Raw genomic sequence first — 14,138 nt, forward strand, 5'->3', positions numbered from 1 at the left:
TACCTTAGCCATCTTGTGCGTCCACCCCGCTGATATCGTCCGGAATCTCCCTCAAGAAGCTTTGCCCCTTCTGCAGGCGCCTCCCCAGCGTCTCGATGAAGCCTTCATAGCGTTCCCGCCCTTTGGCCTGTGCTGACGCTTGAGCATCGTTCGGCAAAGGCGGCGTGATCGTCAGCCAGAACCGGACGAACAGGGCGAGGGTTTCTGCGGTGACGCCGAGGTCGCGCTCGAGACGCTGGACCTGACGCGACAGCCGATCAAGGCGGCGCGCGAACGCGGCCTCGCGCTTGTCGGCGCCATCGGGTGACAGGAACGACGCAACCGCCGCTTCGACGATTGCGGAGCGGGAGAGCTTCTTGCGGTCGGCGAGATCGGCGATCTGGCGGAGCATCTCGGGCGGGAAATAGACGTTCATCCGGTCGCGCATGGCCGCCTCACAAATCGATGCCATCATTCGGATCGAGCGCCACCTGTCGCGCGACGCCGCGCATCTGCTGCCGCAGCGCCTGCCGCTGCCGCGCTGCGTCTTCCGGCTCATCGTCCAGCATGATGGAAAACTCGTCGGCCGCGGCAGGTCCGGTTGTTTCCTTGGCGATCGCGACATGGTCGGGCAGCTCCGGCTCGCGCCGCAGCCCGCCATTGGCGGCATCTTCCGCCTTGTCGAGCTGGGCCGCGAGGTCTGCGTCCGGCCGCTGCGGCTTCAACTCGGACCAGGCGTCCTTTCGGGTCGAACGCCCGGATTTCGCCGGGTCCGGCGATGGCAGGACGCGCTCCTTGAAGCGGCGATCCTCGAAGTAACGGGCCTTCTTGGCTCGGATGGGATGGACACCGGCGGCCATGACGATCTCGTCTGTCGCGGGCAGCTGCATCACCTCGCCGGGCGTGAGGAGCGGCCGCGCCGTCTCCGAGCGCGAGACCATCAGATGACCCAGCCAGGGGCTGAGCCGATGCCCGGCATAGTTCCGCATCGCCTTCATCTCGGTCGCGGTGCCGAGCGCGTCGCTGACGCGCTTGGCGGTGCGTTCGTCATTGGTGGCGAAGCTCACGCGCACATGGCAGTTGTCGAGGATCGCGTTGTTCGGGCCATAGGCCTTCTCGATCTGGTTCAATGACTGGGCGATGAGGAACGACTTCAGGCCATAGCCGGCCATGAAAGCGAGCGCGCTCTCGAAGAAGTCGAGGCGGCCGAGCGCCGGGAACTCGTCCAGCATCATCAGCACGCGATGCCGCCGGTCTCGCGTATGCAGATCCTCGGTCAGGCGTCGGCCGATCTGGTTCAGCACGAGCCGGATGAGCGGCTTCGTCCGGGAGATGTCGGATGGCGGAACCACAAGGTAGAGCGTCGCCGGCTTCTCATCGGCGATCAGGTCGGCGATCCGCCAGTCGCAGCGGCGCGTCACCTCCGCCACCACCGGGTCGCGATAGAGACCCAGGAACGACATGGCGGTGGACAGGACGCCCGAGCGCTCGTTGTCGCTCTTGTTGAGAAGTTCGCGCGCTGTTGACGCCACGACCGGATGAGGGCCGCCGGGTCCGAGATGCGGCGTCGTCATCATCGCCTTCAGCGTCGCTTCGATCGGACGGCGCGGGTCCGACAAGAAGGCGGCGACGCCGGCGAGCGTCTTCTCCTCCTCCGCGTACAGCACATGCAGGATGGCGCCGACGAGCAAAGAATGGCTCGTCTTCTCCCAGTGATTGCGCTTGTCGAGCGAGCCCTCGGGGTCGACGAGCACGTCGGCGACGTTTTGCACGTCGCGGACTTCCCACTCGCCGCGACGCACTTCCAGAAGCGGGTTGTAAGCGGCCGACTTGGCGTTGGTGGGATCGAACAGCAGGACGCGGCCGTGCCTGGCGCGGAAGCCGGCGGTCAGCTGCCAGTTCTCGCCCTTGATGTCGTGGACGATAGCGGAGCCCGGCCAGGTGAGGAGCGTGGGAACGACGAGGCCGACACCCTTGCCCGATCGGGTCGGCGCGAAGCACAGGACATGCTCAGGCCCGTCGTGCCGGAGATAGGCGTCGCCGATCTTGCCGAGGACGACGCCATCGGGTCCGAGCAGGCCCGCTGCCTTCACCTCCCGGAGTTCAGCCCAGCGGGCCGAGCCGTAGGTCTCGACGTTCTTCGCCTCACGGGCACGCCATACCGACATTGCGATGGCGACGGCGATGGAGATGAAGCCGCCTGAGGCGGCGATCACCGCGCCTTCGACAAAGATCGGAGGGGCATAGGCGTCGTAGAAATACCACCACCAGAAGAAGGCGGGGGGGTAGTAGACCGGCCAACCCGCCAGCTCGAACCAGGGCGTGCCGAGCTGCGCCTGAAAGCCAAGCCGCCAGGCAGTCCATTGGGTCGCGCCCCAGGTCGTGAGCAGCACGATGAGGAACACGGTGGTGATCTGGCCCCAGAGGATTTTCGTCGCAGACATCGGCGGCGGAGTCCTTTCTTCCTTGTTGCCTAGAGGGCGAGCCCGCGCTTGCGACCGAGGCCCCATTCGATGCCGCCGCCGTCCTTCACGGCGCCGGCGACATGCTGGCCGAGCTTGCGCTCGATCTCGCGGGACCAGGGCACGAGCTGGAAGCCGAGGCCGTTGTCGATCATCGCGAAGCGGCCGGAGGAGAGGTCGAGACGCTGGCGATAGGTGCCCGCGACCTGATCACCGGCGGTCGGTTTCATGTGCGCCAGACCGGTCTCGGCGGAGAGGCGCGCCCCGACCGCATCCAGTTCGCGCCGCCGCAGCGTGGCGAGGAGGTCGCGTTGCAGGATGATCCGCTGGCCTTGGCGGCGACCGAGGCCTTGGTCGGCGAGATGCTCGGCCCGTGCCTGCATGGCGTCGCGCACCTCTCGCCCAAAGCCTCCCATCGACAGCGGCATGGGGTCCGCCTCCACGAGCCGATGGTCCAGCCAGGTGGCCCCCGGCGCCTTGATCTGTTGGCCGAGTTCGAGGTCTGACCGGCTCGCGAGAACAAGCGTCGGGCGCGGCTCATCGGCTTGGCCAAAGCGCCGAACCTCAACGATGCCGCCGATCGCAGGCGCATGCTCGAAGGCTTCGATACCGCGGAACCGGACGTGGTGGGCGCGGCCGTCGGTGCCGTCGATCACCGCATAGGCTTCGCCCGTCAGCTCGTCGTGCAGGCCGCGATCGACCAGCCGCCCGATGATCGGTGCCTGTCCGCTCCCGCCTTCGATGACATAGTCGGCGACGGCGCGATCTTCACCGCGCTCGGCAAAGGCGCGGTGCATGGTCTTGATGATGTCACCGCGAAGCCCGAGATCGCGCAAATGGCGTTCGGCGTCGAGGCCGACCATCCACTCGCCGGGGCTGGCGGATGACGCAAGGCCCATCTTCTCCAGGTGCTGGAGCCGGCCGATCATGAGCCGGCGGGTCTGGGGATCAGCGGTGCCGGTTTGCTCGGGACGAAGGTCGATGAAGCCGGTTTCGTCGGCGGCAATGCGAATCTCGACATCGAGGCGCGTCCAGCGCTCGGCCGTGATTTCGCGCTCGAGCGCCGTCTTGATCTCGTGCTCCGGCTTCGGGCCGAGTTCGATCGACACGAGATCCTCGGCCCGGGATCGCAAGCCGCGGCTGATGTAGTCGCGTGAGATGACGAGGTCGGCGCCTTGGGTGTCGACGCCTCGCACCAGCAGGTGGACGTGGGGATTGTCGGTGTTCCAGTGATCGACCGCGACCCAATCGAGCCGGGTCCCGAGGTCGGCTTCCATTTGGCGCGCGAGGTCGCGGGTGAAGGCGCGCAGGTCCGTCATCTCGCCGGCGTCCTCGGGCGAGATGATGAAGCGGAAATGGTGCCGGTCGTTCTTGGAGCGCGCGGCGAAACCAGCGTCGTCGGCGCGGTCGCTGTCGGCATCGAACATCACGGCCTTTTCGCCGTCGCGCGTGACGCCGTCGCGCTTGAGATAGAAGAGATGGGCATTGAGCGGCGCAGACCGGAAGGCCCGGCCCTGATGGCGGGCGATCCGCGCCTTGACGACGACGCGGCGCGACGAGCTGAAAAGCCGCGCGCGGCTGAACGCGATCCGTCCGCGCCCGAAGCTCGAACGGCCATAGCCGGATGCCTTGCGGCCCGGACCGCCGCCGGTGCCGACATGCCCCGAGCGCTTGGCGGCTCGCAGGACCTGGTTGATGAAGCTCTTGGGCTTCGGCGCCCGCGTCGAACCGATGCGGCCTGGCCGGACCCGGAAGTCGCTGTCGCCGCCGCTCATCGTCGGCCTCCAGCGGGCCAAACGCCGGACAGTGCCGGCAATGTCCTTGTAAAAGCGTGGAAAATAGCCGGAAGCGGCACTGCCCACGACCGACCGGCACGTGAAAAGCCATGCGAAAGCAATGGCTTGCGTGAGAGTGGCGAGCCGCTTTTATCTCGCCGTCTGTTGGTCGTGTCTGCCTCGCCCCAACCGCCCCATACCGCCTCTTTCCCGGAGCTCGCTACACCGCGCCGGAGTGCGATTCTGGTCATGGGCGCCCCCCATCATCGGCGCGGGTCACGAAGATGCCTGCCGTCTGCGTCGAACCAGCGATTGGGGGTTGCTGCGGATCTGCCGTTCGGCTGCCGTTCCTTTGACGATCGGGCTGCGATCGGTCTGCTGCAACGCTGCCGTTGGAGCGCGCGACGAACAACGGAGACCGAGTCCAGGCGAGCGGGTCGACGGTCGCGACAGCGAGCGGCTCACTGCCGATCAACGGCGCGATCGCGGCCACGTAGGCGATGGTCTCGGCGGGCAGCGAGCGGCCAGCCGAGAGATATTCATCGTAGCGCCCGGGGCCGGCATTGTAGGCCGCAAGGAAGCCCGCCGCGCCGTAGCGGTCGTGCATTTCGCGCAGATAGGCTGCACCAGCGAGGATGTTGTCGCGCGGGTCAAAGGGATCGGCCCCCAGACCGTGGCGCGCCCGCAGAACTGCCCAGGTCGCGGGCATGATCTGCATGAGTCCCATCGCGCCTTTGGGCGAGACCGCGCGGACACGACCGCCGCTCTCGACGCGCATGACTGCCCAGATCCAGCGCTCGGGAATTCCGAACCGCTGCGCTGCCTCGGCGACCGCTTGTGTGTAGGGCGAGCCTGCAGCGGGTCGCTCGATGACCGAGGTCTGCGCCAGAGACGGCGCGGGCATCGCGCCAGCAAAGGCCAGGCCGGAAAGGAGAAGGAAGGGCAGTCGGCGGGCGGCCCCTTTCGCTCCGGCGGCGGGCTGGCGATGGGAGACGCGCATCGGTCAGTCCCGCTCGCTGCGCTTGATCGGCCGGTTCCAGTAGAGACCCCATGCTGACTTGTCGTCGGCCGACTGGAACAGGCTGGCCCGGATCGGCTGTGCGAAAGTCGGATCGTCGAGCTGCAACGACACATACTCGCCGGCCTTCTCGCCGGTGCGCTTCCATCCCGCGCCCACTTCAGGCCCATCGGCGTCATCGCCGAGGTGAACGCGATAGTCGGGCGCGTTCTCGGCGTCGGAGTGCTCCGCCGGCACGAGCACCAGAGCGGCGTCGAGGGCGAGCGTGCGAATGCGGCCGCCATAGCCGCTCTTGGTGCGGGTGAATTCTCCGATCAGGCTCATGGCAACCTCCTTGGCGATGCGGTGGAACGGGTCATGGCTGCGCCGTCACCGCGTCGGCGCGCGCCAAACGAAGCGACCGTCGCCGTCTTCGTCGGTGTAGAGAGGCGTGGCCCGCCCGATCACGGTTGTGACGGCGAGAGGCCCGAAGTAGCGGCCGTCCAGGCTGTCTCGGACGCCGATGTTCATGAGGAAGAGTTCGCTCGCGCCGATCTGGTGGCAGCCCTTCCAGATGGGCAGCGTGCGCCCCAGACGATCGCGGTCGAGCGCCTTGCCGAGGGCGATTCCGTCGACGGTGATGGCGGCACCCGAACGGCAGACCGTCTGTCCGGGAAGTGCGGCAACGCGCTTCAAGAGCGGCACGCCGCGCGGCAGATAACCCCGGTCCGCGAGGAATGCGGCAAGCGGCTCCGGCGCATTGACGGCGACAAGGTCGGTGACCTCGAGCGGTGTCGCCGAACCGATCTCATAGAGGCCGACCGGGACGCTGGCCGATGCGTTCCAGACGAGCCGCGGTGCAACGTGCACCATCGCCAGCGTGATCAGCAGGAGCGCGGCGCCAGTGGCCGTCAGCAGGTAGCCGGCGCGCGTCATGGCTCGGCCCTCTGTCGCAAGCGCCAGGCGCGATGCTGCTGTCGGGAGTAGGATCGCGGGGCGTCCCCGGCGGCGAGCCGGTTATGGACATGGCGCCAATAGTCAGGCGCAGCTTCGGCGGGATCGATGTCAAGCGCTTCGATCGCGTCGATCAGAAGCAGCACATGCTCGACGCTCGGCCAGCCGCTCGTTTGCAGCAGGATTTCACCACCGGGCCGCACCGAGGGCAGCGTCTGATAGCCTTCGCTCGCGCTGACGGCGCGCAGGATGTCGATGCGCGAGACGACGGTGCCAAAGCCATTCGATGCCCAGCGGACGAAGGCGAAGACAGCCCCGGCGGGGAAGCTGAGGACGCGGCGCCGTCGGTCGAGGATCTGCTCGTGGACCGCATGGCCGAAGCGGATCCAGTGTTCGATCTGCTTCTCGCGCCAGACCAGTTCAACCTCGGTGAGCGCGCCCGGAGGTGATGACGTCCGAACGCCCGCTGCGCCATGAATTGCCGTTGCGCTCATGGCGCGTCCCCCTCGGCAGGAAACGCGTCCGCGAGGAGATCGCGCAGCATGTCCGCCACAGTCTGGCCGCGCTGGAACGCAGTGACCTTGATCCGACCGCGCAGGTCCGGCGTGACGTCGATCGTGAGGCGCGCCGTGTAGGCGATGGCGTCAGCCCTGCGGCCGCGCGGATCGTCGGCGGCCTTGATCCAGGTGTCCGGGTCGCCGGGCCGTGCGGCGAAACTGCGCCTGGTCATGGTGCGAGCCTTCCAACTTCGGCGCAGAGCGCGGCGATCTCGCGCGTACCGGCACGCTGGCCATCGAGCTCCGAGATCAGGCGGCCGGATTGCGCGGCATCCGCGAAGCCGACGCGTTGGCCTATCGCGCTCGCCAGCACCGGCGGATCGTGTTCGGCGAGCGCCTTGGCAGTCTCGCGTGCGATGATGGTGCGCGCGCCACAGCGGTTGAGCACGAACCGAGCGACAAGCGACGGGCGGAACAGGCGTGCTTCGCGGAGCAGCGCCAGCATCTCGGCTGACGCCCATCCGTCGAAGGGCGACGGCTGAACCGGGATGAGGACGAGATCGGCGGCGAGCAGGGCCGAGCGCATGAGGCCGGCGACGCGCGGGGGACCATCGATCACCACATGATCGGCGCCGCGCCCCAGTTCGGGCGCTTCGCGGTGCAAGGTGTCGCGCGCAAGTCCGATGACGGCGAACCGGCGGGGCAGGCCTTCACGGGCGCGCGCTTCGGACCAGTCGAGTGAAGAGCCCTGCGGATCGGCGTCGATGAGCATGACGCGTTGATCCCGGCTGGCCCATTCGCCGGCGAGATGGAGGGCGAGCGTCGTTTTGCCGACGCCGCCTTTCTGGTTGAGCAACGCGACGATCATCACCGCGCGCTCCGTCGGCCGCGGGGCGGTTTTCCTCCGTCGCCCCGCTCCAACAAGAAGTTAGATTCCTTGTTAGACTCTAAGTTAAGGCTCGGAATCGCCGTTTCAGGCCAGAGGGTTAGCTGCGATCCGCGCGCCCGAAGTCCCGATGCGGCTGCGCCCGAAATCCCGATACCCTTTGCGCCCGAAGTCCCGAACGCATCCACAACGCCATCCACAGGGCCTGTGGACAAATTGATGGGGCGGATATGCAGGCGTTCCTGACGACCGGCGCGCTCCAGCGCCAAGCGATAGCCGGGCAGCGGCTGGCGGGCGACGATGCGGCGGATGTCGATGGCAAAGTCGGAGATACGCGCCTGGCTGCCCGACTTGGCGTGAAGGTGTGCGATTTCAAAGGTCCAGCCTGTGGGCTGACGGCCGGCATGCTTGCGGGCGACCCGATAGAGCCAGCGCTCGATGCCGCCGGTCAGTCGGAAATAGGCGGGATCGATGGCGAGCACGAGCGAGCGATCGATGACACCGCGATAGAGCCAGTCGGGCAGGACGAATTCCATGCCCTCCACGCGGCCGTCGCGCGTCATGCATTCCCCCCATTCGTTGATCCAGGAGAATTGCTGACGCCGCCAATGCTCGCCGTTGCGGATCGTGGTGCGGATGACCGTCGACTGAAGGCGCGCGAGAGCGCCCTTGAGAAGCCGATAGTCGCGCGATCCGGTCTGGCGCCCGATGGCGGTTAGGAGCTGATACGGCGTGAAGCGCAGGAAGCGTGAGGTTTGGAACCCGAGGTTCGCGGCTTCGACGATCTGGCTCGCAGCCCAGATCAGGATATCGGCGTCCCAGATTGTCGCCATGCCATGTTCGGGGACCGCGAAGACTTCGACGCGGACGTCGCCGGATTCGTAGTGGATTGGTGAGGTACGCTTGGTCTTGGCGAGCGAGAAGAAGGGCCGTTCCATCAGATCGCGCTGGTCGCGCGGGCTGGCGTCGCCGGTGGCGACGACGAAGGGGTCGAGCCGCGATCGTTCGCTCAAGGAGAGGGGGCGCTGCCGCGGGGACATGTCGGATGGCTCAGCGGGCTTGGCCGCCGCCGAAGGCAGGCGTGACGGCGGCATGGCGCTTGGCGGGAAGGACATTCCCGCGCGGATCGGACGTCGAGGTGACGAAGCCGCGGTCGGCCCAGGCTTTCAGGTCCTCGAGCGCGTAGACGACGCGCCCGCCGAGCTTGCGATAGGCGGGACCGGTGCCGTAGGTCCGGTGCTTCTCGAGCGTGCGATCCGAGAGACCGAGGAAGCGGGCCGCTTCAGGCGTGCGGAGAAAGCGTTGCGGCACGCCGGCGCCATTGGGTGACATGATCGGGCCTCCGAGTTTGCGCGAGAGCCGCAGGGGGACAGCGGCGGTTGGCGGCTACCCTGGCGGAGCGCGAACTTGCAGAGGGAGTGGGAAGCTGGCGGGAGCACATCGCCACACCAGGCGTGCTAGCGTCGACGGCGATGGCTCAGCAGGCGTCGATAGCCGCCGGCGATCATGGCGAGGCCGCCGCGCACGAGGTCCATCGTCGCAAACCTGCGCGAGGATGTTTTCCACGGTTCATCGGCGAGGTCGCGCGTGCCGAACAGGGTCACCGCGATTTCGCGGTAACTGGCGCCGCTGAGGCGACCGTCCACGGCCTGCAACATCCGTCGCGCACGGTGACGCTGCTGCTTGGTCAGCCGCGTGTCGGCAGGGATCGCGCGACCATGAAGCGAACTCAGGAGACGGGCGACGGCCTCGAGCCGATCGAAGCCTTCGGGGCCGAGCGGGATGACGGCCGCCGCGCCTTCGTCCGCGCCTGATCCGCCGAGACGCAGGATCTGGAGCCGTTCGCCATTCGTGAGGGAGTGGACGAAGTGGGAGCCTTGCGCGTCTGATTGGCCGGGCGCCTGCGCGTCAATGGATTGTGACGTCTCGTCCTTCGGCAGGATGGCGGGCGGTGCGGTCAGAAGTATGACGCCAGTGTTCACGGTGGGTGCCCAGATGGGAGCGGCCTCTTTGGCGTCGAGGGCCGGCGGCAACAGGAAATCGCAGCCCCCATCGAGACCTCGCGGCCTCGGTTGCTGCGGTGTCGGCGTTCGGTTCCAGCTGAGCGGCCTCGAAGTCGCGCTGATAGTCTTCGTTCCGGCGTAGCCATTCCCAGGCGAGTTCAGGCGAGACGAGGTCTTGGACGTACTCGTAGCGCTCGGATGATCGCCAATGCGAGATGTCGGGGGTCATGCATCCTCCGCCAGCAAAGCTGCAGTAGCCTCGCTGCGCAGGATTCCGCCATGCGAGTGCCAGCGGAAGCCGGAGAAATGGAAACGGGCGATGCCGCCGCGGCATCACCCCCGCATCAACGACGCGGGTGCTCGTGTGCGAGCTCGCGGTAGCCGTGCTGGGTCATCCATTTGGCACGATCGAGATGGCTGTCATGGATGCGGCGGGCGCGCTCCGGCTCGGCGGCCGGGTCGATGCCGAACAAGATCGACACGGCTTCTTCCCAGGCCGCGCCGTCCGACGCGGCATCGAGGAGGCGAAGGTAGAGCGTCATGTGCGCCCGATCATAGTCGGTGACCGACGCGCTCTCGGGCGGTCGTTCGAGGAAGTCTGCCTTGGTCACGACGCCCCACCTGGAATCGCAGAGCCCCTGCGTGTCGACATGGCGTTAACCAAGCCCGACTTCGACGGCAACTGGGATAGCTGCTGGCCCTCAACGTTGCTCGGACGTCGGGGAACGGCGCTAGTTTCTCTTCCGCATGTCGCTGGCGGCTTTTCGGCCATGGACGAGCATCACCCCTTCACCTTGGTCGGACTGCAAGAGGACGATGCCATGCGCTTCGAATGCCCGGCGCACCTGATCGCGCGTGCTCTCGTAGACCTTCAAGTCGCTCTCCGACTCGAGGCGCTTGAGCGCGGTCAGTGACACACGGGCTTCGTCAGCGAGCGTCTCCTGTGTCCAACCCAGCAACGCGCGTGCGGCCCGCGACAGTCGGGCGGTGATCATGCATGATCACCTCCACTCGGACCTCAGCGCACGCCAGAACTACGACTATAATAGTCGTTCTTGGCTTCTCAGGCCAGACTGAAGAGCGTCTATTGCGGTCGTTCGAGTAGTTCAGGCCGCAACCTGATTCGGATGCTTTGGCTGACGAAGGCCCCGTCCGGATCGACCGGACGGGGCGTCGCCGGAGCCTCAGTCGCCGTTGCGGCGGCTGGGGCGGGACCAGATGAGGCTGAAAGCTTCGCCGTCCTCGTCGTCGAAGAGGTTGGCGTAGATCGGGGCGTTGAAGCTCGGGTCGTCCAGCTTGAGACCAAGATAGTCGCGGCCCTCGTTGGAGCGCTTGGACCAGGCGGCGCCGATTTCGGCGCGACCGACCAGGACGCGGTGGCTGGGGGCGTTCTCGCCAGTGGCCCGGGTCTCGGGGACGATGCGGACGTTCTTGGCCTGAACGCTCAGGGTGACGATCTCGCCGGTGAACTCGTTCGTGCCGGTCTTCTTGAAGGTGCCGATGGTGGCCATGTCATTTCTCCTCGATCTGAAGTCTCGAGCCCGCACCATTGCGGCCTCGATGGCGATCGACGGGCCGGAGACGCTCGGCGGCGCACCCCAGCCAGGGGTCCCCGGTTTGCCGGGGTAGGCTTGGGGCCTGACAGCAAAGGAGGAACTTTCTTGTCCCGCGAGGAATGTCGGCGCAGCCGGCAGGGGAAGAAAGTTGCGACGCCGCTGTTGCGCCATAGGCGAGCGAGGCATGAGCCGGTCTTCGGCCAGATCAGGCCATTGAAGAGGCCGCTCGGGTGCGCTCGATCCGGCTAGATCCCGAGGGGATGACGTGGCGGCGCAGGGCATCGGCCGAGTTGGCACGCGCGCGGTTTACGTGATCGGCGTTTTTTGAGCCCGGACCTGGCACGTCGCGTCCTGCTGATGAGGAACGCCTGACCGATGACGCCGATCGGCCTGCGTTTGGTCGGTCGGCAGTTGATCAGCCTGAGATCAGACGTTCAGCGAGCCCTGCGGCATGACAGGTTGCGCGCTGCCGTGCGCATATTCGCCCGATCCCACATCAGTTCGGTCGATGGCTGGTGCGTGGTGCACGTCCACTCTCTGGTCCGGCTCTGCGGTCAGCTCGACACTCAGGCATTGGCAACGCCCCGTCCGGTCGATCCTGGCGGGGTGAGTGACGTCACGCGGATGAAGGTCGTGACTGCAAAGGCGATCGCCCCGATGACCGAGAACACGAGCTGCCAGGTTTCCGAGGGCATGGTGTGCTTCACGATGCCATGCGTCGCGTGAAAGCCCGCGATGGCTGCGGGCGCGACGAAAGCCAAGGCGACGAGGATTTTCAGCCAGACCGGCCGCAGAACTGCGAGCAGAAGCTGGCCGACGCCGAGTGCGGTACCGGCACCAACGGCGCCGATGACAATGGCACCGAGCAGGCCGGCGCCGGTCTGATGCGCCCAGATGCCGACGCTGACGCCGACGAAGGCTGGGAGCGCAAAGACAGCGAGTGTAAACAGTAACCAGCAAAGCACGCCGATGGCGGCGAGCGAACCGAGAATGGCGAAGACGATCATGGTGGTGGCCTCCGTGAGAATAGGTCTGACGGCTGCGCCGACCACCACCACCAAGGCGCGATTGAAAGTATAGCCAGTTTCGATGAGCATCGGGAGCGGAAATCGAACCGATCTCCGCCCGCGAAGCAGTTCCGCCGGACGTCAGACGTCGAACGGATCGATCTCGGCCACGATCTCGGCATCGCCGTCGAACTCGTTGCAGGGCGTGACGGACAGCGTGCCGTCGCCCGCCCGGAAGATGATGATGGCGACCATCAGGGTGCCAGCGAGGCTGTTTGCGAAGGCATAAGCGGCGTCGAGGGACATCGGTCCGGCTCCTGTTCCGAGCGGAGGACCATCCCCCGCTGACAGGCGCCCGATGTGTCCGGCCGAGGGCCGCAATCACCGCGGTGGCGAAGACGAAGCGGCGGCACGCCAAGGCGTAGCTGACCCTTCACGGGTTGATGGCGTCAGGCCCTCGGTTGGATCAAGGATAAGCGCAGAAAAAAGCGGGGCGGTGGCTCTGCCTCTGGCGCCAGTGCAGCCGGTCGACGACCAGTAGCGTGGCCATATCAGGTTGCGGTATCCCGTATGCGATCTCCCTCATGGATAAGGAGGGCAGAGAGCGGTATTCCAAAGCCAAAGGGAGAGGGATGTTGAGGTTTCGTGATTTTGTAAATCTGCCGACGCTGACCGAAGTAATTGTGTCCAAAGATAACGAGAGTTTCGAGCGGCTTGACGAAGGCAAATGGGTGAACGGTCGGTTCGACAAAAACATCCGTATCGACCAGCCGACACACGGCGTTGGTCAGACGCATGCGCATGTATACGGGCGCAGAGGGACAGAAGTAGGCGTGGTGAATTTGGACGGCTCATCAAGTCACGGGACCCAATGCCGGTTGAGCGATGCAGATGCCGCCGCCCTGCGAGCACGTGGCTTCACGATAAAGCCGGGTAACATCGTAGAGTGGATCATGCTGCCCACGCAGCCACAGCTTCTGTTCGGCTGAAGGCGGCGCTTATGCGCCGCCGAACCTCCAGACCGGGATGCCGAGCCTCTTCGCCTTGTCGGCCAGGTTGTCCTGGATGCCGGTGCCGGGGAACACGATGACCCCGATCGGCAGCACGTCCAGCATCTGATCGTTGCGCTTGAACGGGGCGGAGCGGCCATGTTTGGTCCAGTCGGGGGCAAAGCCGATCTGCGCGACGCCGCGGTGGTCGGCCCAGCGGGCCGCGATCTTCTCGGCCCCTTTTGGAGACTTGCCGTGCATCAGCACCATGTCGGGGTGCTTCGCGCGGACCTGGTCGAGCTTGGCCCAGATCAGTTGATGGTCGTTGAAGTCGAGCCCGCCGGTCAGCGCGATCTTCGGCCCGGCCGGCAGCAGCACCTCGCGATCGGCACGCTTGCGGGCGGCGATGAAGTCGCGGCTGTCGATCATCGCGGAGGTGAGCTGGCGATGGTTGACGCGAGAGCCGTGGCGGGGCGACCAGTTCGAGCCGGTTGTCTTCCGGTAGAGGTCGGCGCCGGTGTCACGGAAGAGCTCGAGGGCGTCACGGCGTTCGATGAGCCGCTGTCCCGTGGCGATCAGCGCTTCGAGTTGCACGGCCTTCACCTCGGAGCCGTCCTGTTCGCGCTGCCCCTGCTTTTGCGCCTGCTCGTTGTCGTCGAGTGTGCGTTCGACCCGTTCGACGGCGCGGTGGAAGGTGTTGACCGTTGACCACAGCAGGTCGTCGAGATCTGCGTCGAGGCCGGTATCGGCGATGGTGGCGATCAGCGCGTCGAAGATGTCGGCGACGGCGCCGGTGATCACGCGATCTTCCGGGATCGGTCGAGGATCGGGTTCATCGTCGCGGGGAAGGAAGCCGTAGAGCTGAAGCTCGGTCAGAACGTGGTCGGTGGAAGAAGAGATGTGGTCGGGCTCAAATTCGTCATGCTCGCTCATGGGAAGCTCCGTTCGCTGGACCGCGACCGCCGCGGCCTTCATGGCGACGAAGCCGTCGGACGGGCTGGGCTGGCACCCCGAGCGACAGCGAGGGGCCGCA

20 protein-coding genes are annotated in these 14,138 nt (G+C 66.4%); 1 reads left to right on the plus strand and 19 read right to left on the minus strand.

Features of this window, described 5'->3' with window-relative positions; all coding sequences use genetic code 11:
* Positions 1–4 precede the first annotated feature (4 nt).
* From J5Y09_RS07970 to J5Y09_RS08050, 18 genes are all read right to left on the minus strand, one after another.
* A complete protein-coding gene (locus J5Y09_RS07970; RefSeq protein ID WP_094472262.1) occupies positions 5–427 on the minus strand; it encodes a CopG family transcriptional regulator in 423 nt (140 codons plus the stop codon).
* Positions 428–434: 7 nt separating this feature from the next.
* Positions 435–2,423 (minus strand): conjugal transfer protein TraG, encoded by a 1,989-nt coding sequence (locus tag J5Y09_RS07975; RefSeq protein WP_209351228.1) that lies wholly within the window; start codon positions 2,421–2,423, stop codon positions 435–437.
* 29 nt (positions 2,424–2,452) lie between these two features.
* Positions 2,453–4,216, minus strand: coding sequence for a relaxase/mobilization nuclease domain-containing protein (locus J5Y09_RS07980; protein ID WP_209351229.1), 1,764 nt, complete (start codon positions 4,214–4,216; stop codon positions 2,453–2,455).
* 247 nt (positions 4,217–4,463) lie between these two features.
* The gene (locus J5Y09_RS07985; protein ID WP_245216947.1) at positions 4,464–5,216 is read right to left on the minus strand and encodes a lytic transglycosylase domain-containing protein; all 753 of its coding nucleotides are present in this window, start codon (positions 5,214–5,216) and stop codon (positions 4,464–4,466) included.
* Positions 5,217–5,219: 3 nt separating this feature from the next.
* On the minus strand, positions 5,220–5,558 hold the full coding sequence (locus J5Y09_RS07990; RefSeq protein ID WP_209351230.1) for a DUF736 domain-containing protein: 339 nt from the start codon (positions 5,556–5,558) through the stop codon (positions 5,220–5,222).
* A 45-nt stretch (positions 5,559–5,603) separates the two neighbouring features.
* Complete coding sequence (locus J5Y09_RS07995; RefSeq protein ID WP_209351231.1) at positions 5,604–6,149, minus strand: S26 family signal peptidase; 546 nt, start codon at positions 6,147–6,149, stop codon at positions 5,604–5,606.
* On the minus strand, positions 6,146–6,661 hold the full coding sequence (locus J5Y09_RS08000; RefSeq protein WP_209351232.1) for a DUF2840 domain-containing protein: 516 nt from the start codon (positions 6,659–6,661) through the stop codon (positions 6,146–6,148). Before J5Y09_RS08000 ends, J5Y09_RS07995 begins: the two co-directional genes overlap by 4 nt.
* Positions 6,658–6,897, minus strand: a complete 240-nt coding sequence (locus tag J5Y09_RS08005) for a ribbon-helix-helix protein (protein ID WP_094472449.1) — start codon at positions 6,895–6,897, stop codon at positions 6,658–6,660. Before J5Y09_RS08005 ends, J5Y09_RS08000 begins: the two co-directional genes overlap by 4 nt.
* On the minus strand, positions 6,894–7,532 hold the full coding sequence (gene parA / locus J5Y09_RS08010; RefSeq protein WP_209351354.1) for a ParA family partition ATPase: 639 nt from the start codon (positions 7,530–7,532) through the stop codon (positions 6,894–6,896). The genes J5Y09_RS08005 and parA overlap by 4 nt, the downstream gene beginning before the upstream one ends.
* Positions 7,532–8,563, minus strand: coding sequence for a replication initiator protein A (locus tag J5Y09_RS08015; protein WP_342451434.1), 1,032 nt, complete (start codon positions 8,561–8,563; stop codon positions 7,532–7,534). The genes parA and J5Y09_RS08015 overlap by 1 nt, the downstream gene beginning before the upstream one ends.
* A 37-nt stretch (positions 8,564–8,600) precedes the next feature.
* Positions 8,601–8,882 (minus strand): helix-turn-helix transcriptional regulator, encoded by a 282-nt coding sequence (locus J5Y09_RS08020; protein ID WP_209351234.1) that lies wholly within the window; start codon positions 8,880–8,882, stop codon positions 8,601–8,603.
* Positions 8,883–9,007: 125 nt separating this feature from the next.
* On the minus strand, positions 9,008–9,532 hold the full coding sequence (locus tag J5Y09_RS24285; RefSeq protein WP_342451435.1) for a DUF2285 domain-containing protein: 525 nt from the start codon (positions 9,530–9,532) through the stop codon (positions 9,008–9,010).
* Entirely contained in the window at positions 9,459–9,887 is a 429-nt protein-coding gene (locus tag J5Y09_RS24290; RefSeq protein WP_342451436.1) for a transcriptional regulator domain-containing protein, read from the minus strand. Before J5Y09_RS24290 ends, J5Y09_RS24285 begins: the two co-directional genes overlap by 74 nt.
* A gap of 10 nt (positions 9,888–9,897) precedes the next feature.
* Entirely contained in the window at positions 9,898–10,164 is a 267-nt protein-coding gene (locus tag J5Y09_RS08030) for a DNA -binding domain-containing protein (RefSeq protein WP_209351235.1), read from the minus strand.
* Between the two features lie 120 nt (positions 10,165–10,284).
* Positions 10,285–10,548, minus strand: a complete 264-nt coding sequence (locus J5Y09_RS08035; RefSeq protein WP_011579874.1) for a helix-turn-helix domain-containing protein — start codon at positions 10,546–10,548, stop codon at positions 10,285–10,287.
* Between the two features lie 189 nt (positions 10,549–10,737).
* Positions 10,738–11,064 (minus strand): DUF736 domain-containing protein, encoded by a 327-nt coding sequence (locus tag J5Y09_RS08040; RefSeq protein ID WP_011579875.1) that lies wholly within the window; start codon positions 11,062–11,064, stop codon positions 10,738–10,740.
* A 611-nt stretch (positions 11,065–11,675) separates the two neighbouring features.
* A complete protein-coding gene (locus tag J5Y09_RS08045; protein ID WP_245216949.1) occupies positions 11,676–12,206 on the minus strand; it encodes a hypothetical protein in 531 nt (176 codons plus the stop codon).
* 51 nt (positions 12,207–12,257) lie between these two features.
* Positions 12,258–12,422, minus strand: coding sequence for a hypothetical protein (locus J5Y09_RS08050; protein WP_182296925.1), 165 nt, complete (start codon positions 12,420–12,422; stop codon positions 12,258–12,260).
* Positions 12,423–12,700: 278 nt separating this feature from the next.
* On the opposite strand from J5Y09_RS08050, the gene J5Y09_RS08055 reads away from it, so the two are divergent.
* Complete coding sequence (locus tag J5Y09_RS08055) at positions 12,701–13,105, plus strand: hypothetical protein (protein ID WP_209351236.1); 405 nt, start codon at positions 12,701–12,703, stop codon at positions 13,103–13,105.
* A gap of 9 nt (positions 13,106–13,114) precedes the next feature.
* Here the strand turns inward: J5Y09_RS08055 and J5Y09_RS08060 are convergent, their stop codons facing one another.
* Positions 13,115–14,038: a DUF2493 domain-containing protein gene (locus tag J5Y09_RS08060; RefSeq protein ID WP_209351237.1), complete on the minus strand. Its 924-nt coding sequence runs from the start codon at positions 14,036–14,038 to the stop codon at positions 13,115–13,117.
* Positions 14,039–14,138 lie beyond the last annotated feature (100 nt).

Source organism: Roseomonas nitratireducens, assembly GCF_017813355.1.
In the GTDB taxonomy this organism is placed as follows: domain Bacteria; phylum Pseudomonadota; class Alphaproteobacteria; order Acetobacterales; family Acetobacteraceae; genus Neoroseomonas; species Neoroseomonas nitratireducens.

What these genes read in the sequence shown, in the direction of transcription:
- J5Y09_RS08035 (WP_011579874.1), bottom strand. Translation starts at nt 10,548, where the DNA reads ATGATCACCGCCCGACTGTCGCGGGCCGCACGCGCGTTGCTGGGTTGG.
- J5Y09_RS08005 (WP_094472449.1), bottom strand. Translation starts at nt 6,897, where the DNA reads ATGACCAGGCGCAGTTTCGCCGCACGGCCCGGCGACCCGGACACCTGG.
- parA (WP_209351354.1), bottom strand. Translation starts at nt 7,532, where the DNA reads ATGATCGTCGCGTTGCTCAACCAGAAAGGCGGCGTCGGCAAAACGACG.
- J5Y09_RS07995 (WP_209351231.1), bottom strand. Translation starts at nt 6,149, where the DNA reads ATGACGCGCGCCGGCTACCTGCTGACGGCCACTGGCGCCGCGCTCCTG.
- J5Y09_RS08045 (WP_245216949.1), bottom strand. Translation starts at nt 12,206, where the DNA reads ATGCTCATCGAAACTGGCTATACTTTCAATCGCGCCTTGGTGGTGGTG.
- J5Y09_RS08060 (WP_209351237.1), bottom strand. Translation starts at nt 14,038, where the DNA reads ATGAGCGAGCATGACGAATTTGAGCCCGACCACATCTCTTCTTCCACC.
- J5Y09_RS07990 (WP_209351230.1), bottom strand. Translation starts at nt 5,558, where the DNA reads ATGAGCCTGATCGGAGAATTCACCCGCACCAAGAGCGGCTATGGCGGC.
- J5Y09_RS08020 (WP_209351234.1), bottom strand. Translation starts at nt 8,882, where the DNA reads ATGTCACCCAATGGCGCCGGCGTGCCGCAACGCTTTCTCCGCACGCCT.
- J5Y09_RS08055 (WP_209351236.1), top strand. Translation starts at nt 12,701, where the DNA reads ATGGATAAGGAGGGCAGAGAGCGGTATTCCAAAGCCAAAGGGAGAGGG.
- J5Y09_RS07980 (WP_209351229.1), bottom strand. Translation starts at nt 4,216, where the DNA reads ATGAGCGGCGGCGACAGCGACTTCCGGGTCCGGCCAGGCCGCATCGGT.
- J5Y09_RS08000 (WP_209351232.1), bottom strand. Translation starts at nt 6,661, where the DNA reads ATGAGCGCAACGGCAATTCATGGCGCAGCGGGCGTTCGGACGTCATCA.
- J5Y09_RS07985 (WP_245216947.1), bottom strand. Translation starts at nt 5,216, where the DNA reads ATGCGCGTCTCCCATCGCCAGCCCGCCGCCGGAGCGAAAGGGGCCGCC.
- J5Y09_RS08050 (WP_182296925.1), bottom strand. Translation starts at nt 12,422, where the DNA reads ATGTCCCTCGACGCCGCTTATGCCTTCGCAAACAGCCTCGCTGGCACC.
- J5Y09_RS08040 (WP_011579875.1), bottom strand. Translation starts at nt 11,064, where the DNA reads ATGGCCACCATCGGCACCTTCAAGAAGACCGGCACGAACGAGTTCACC.
- J5Y09_RS07970 (WP_094472262.1), bottom strand. Translation starts at nt 427, where the DNA reads ATGCGCGACCGGATGAACGTCTATTTCCCGCCCGAGATGCTCCGCCAG.
- J5Y09_RS07975 (WP_209351228.1), bottom strand. Translation starts at nt 2,423, where the DNA reads ATGTCTGCGACGAAAATCCTCTGGGGCCAGATCACCACCGTGTTCCTC.
- J5Y09_RS24290 (WP_342451436.1), bottom strand. Translation starts at nt 9,887, where the DNA reads ATGCCGCGGCGGCATCGCCCGTTTCCATTTCTCCGGCTTCCGCTGGCA.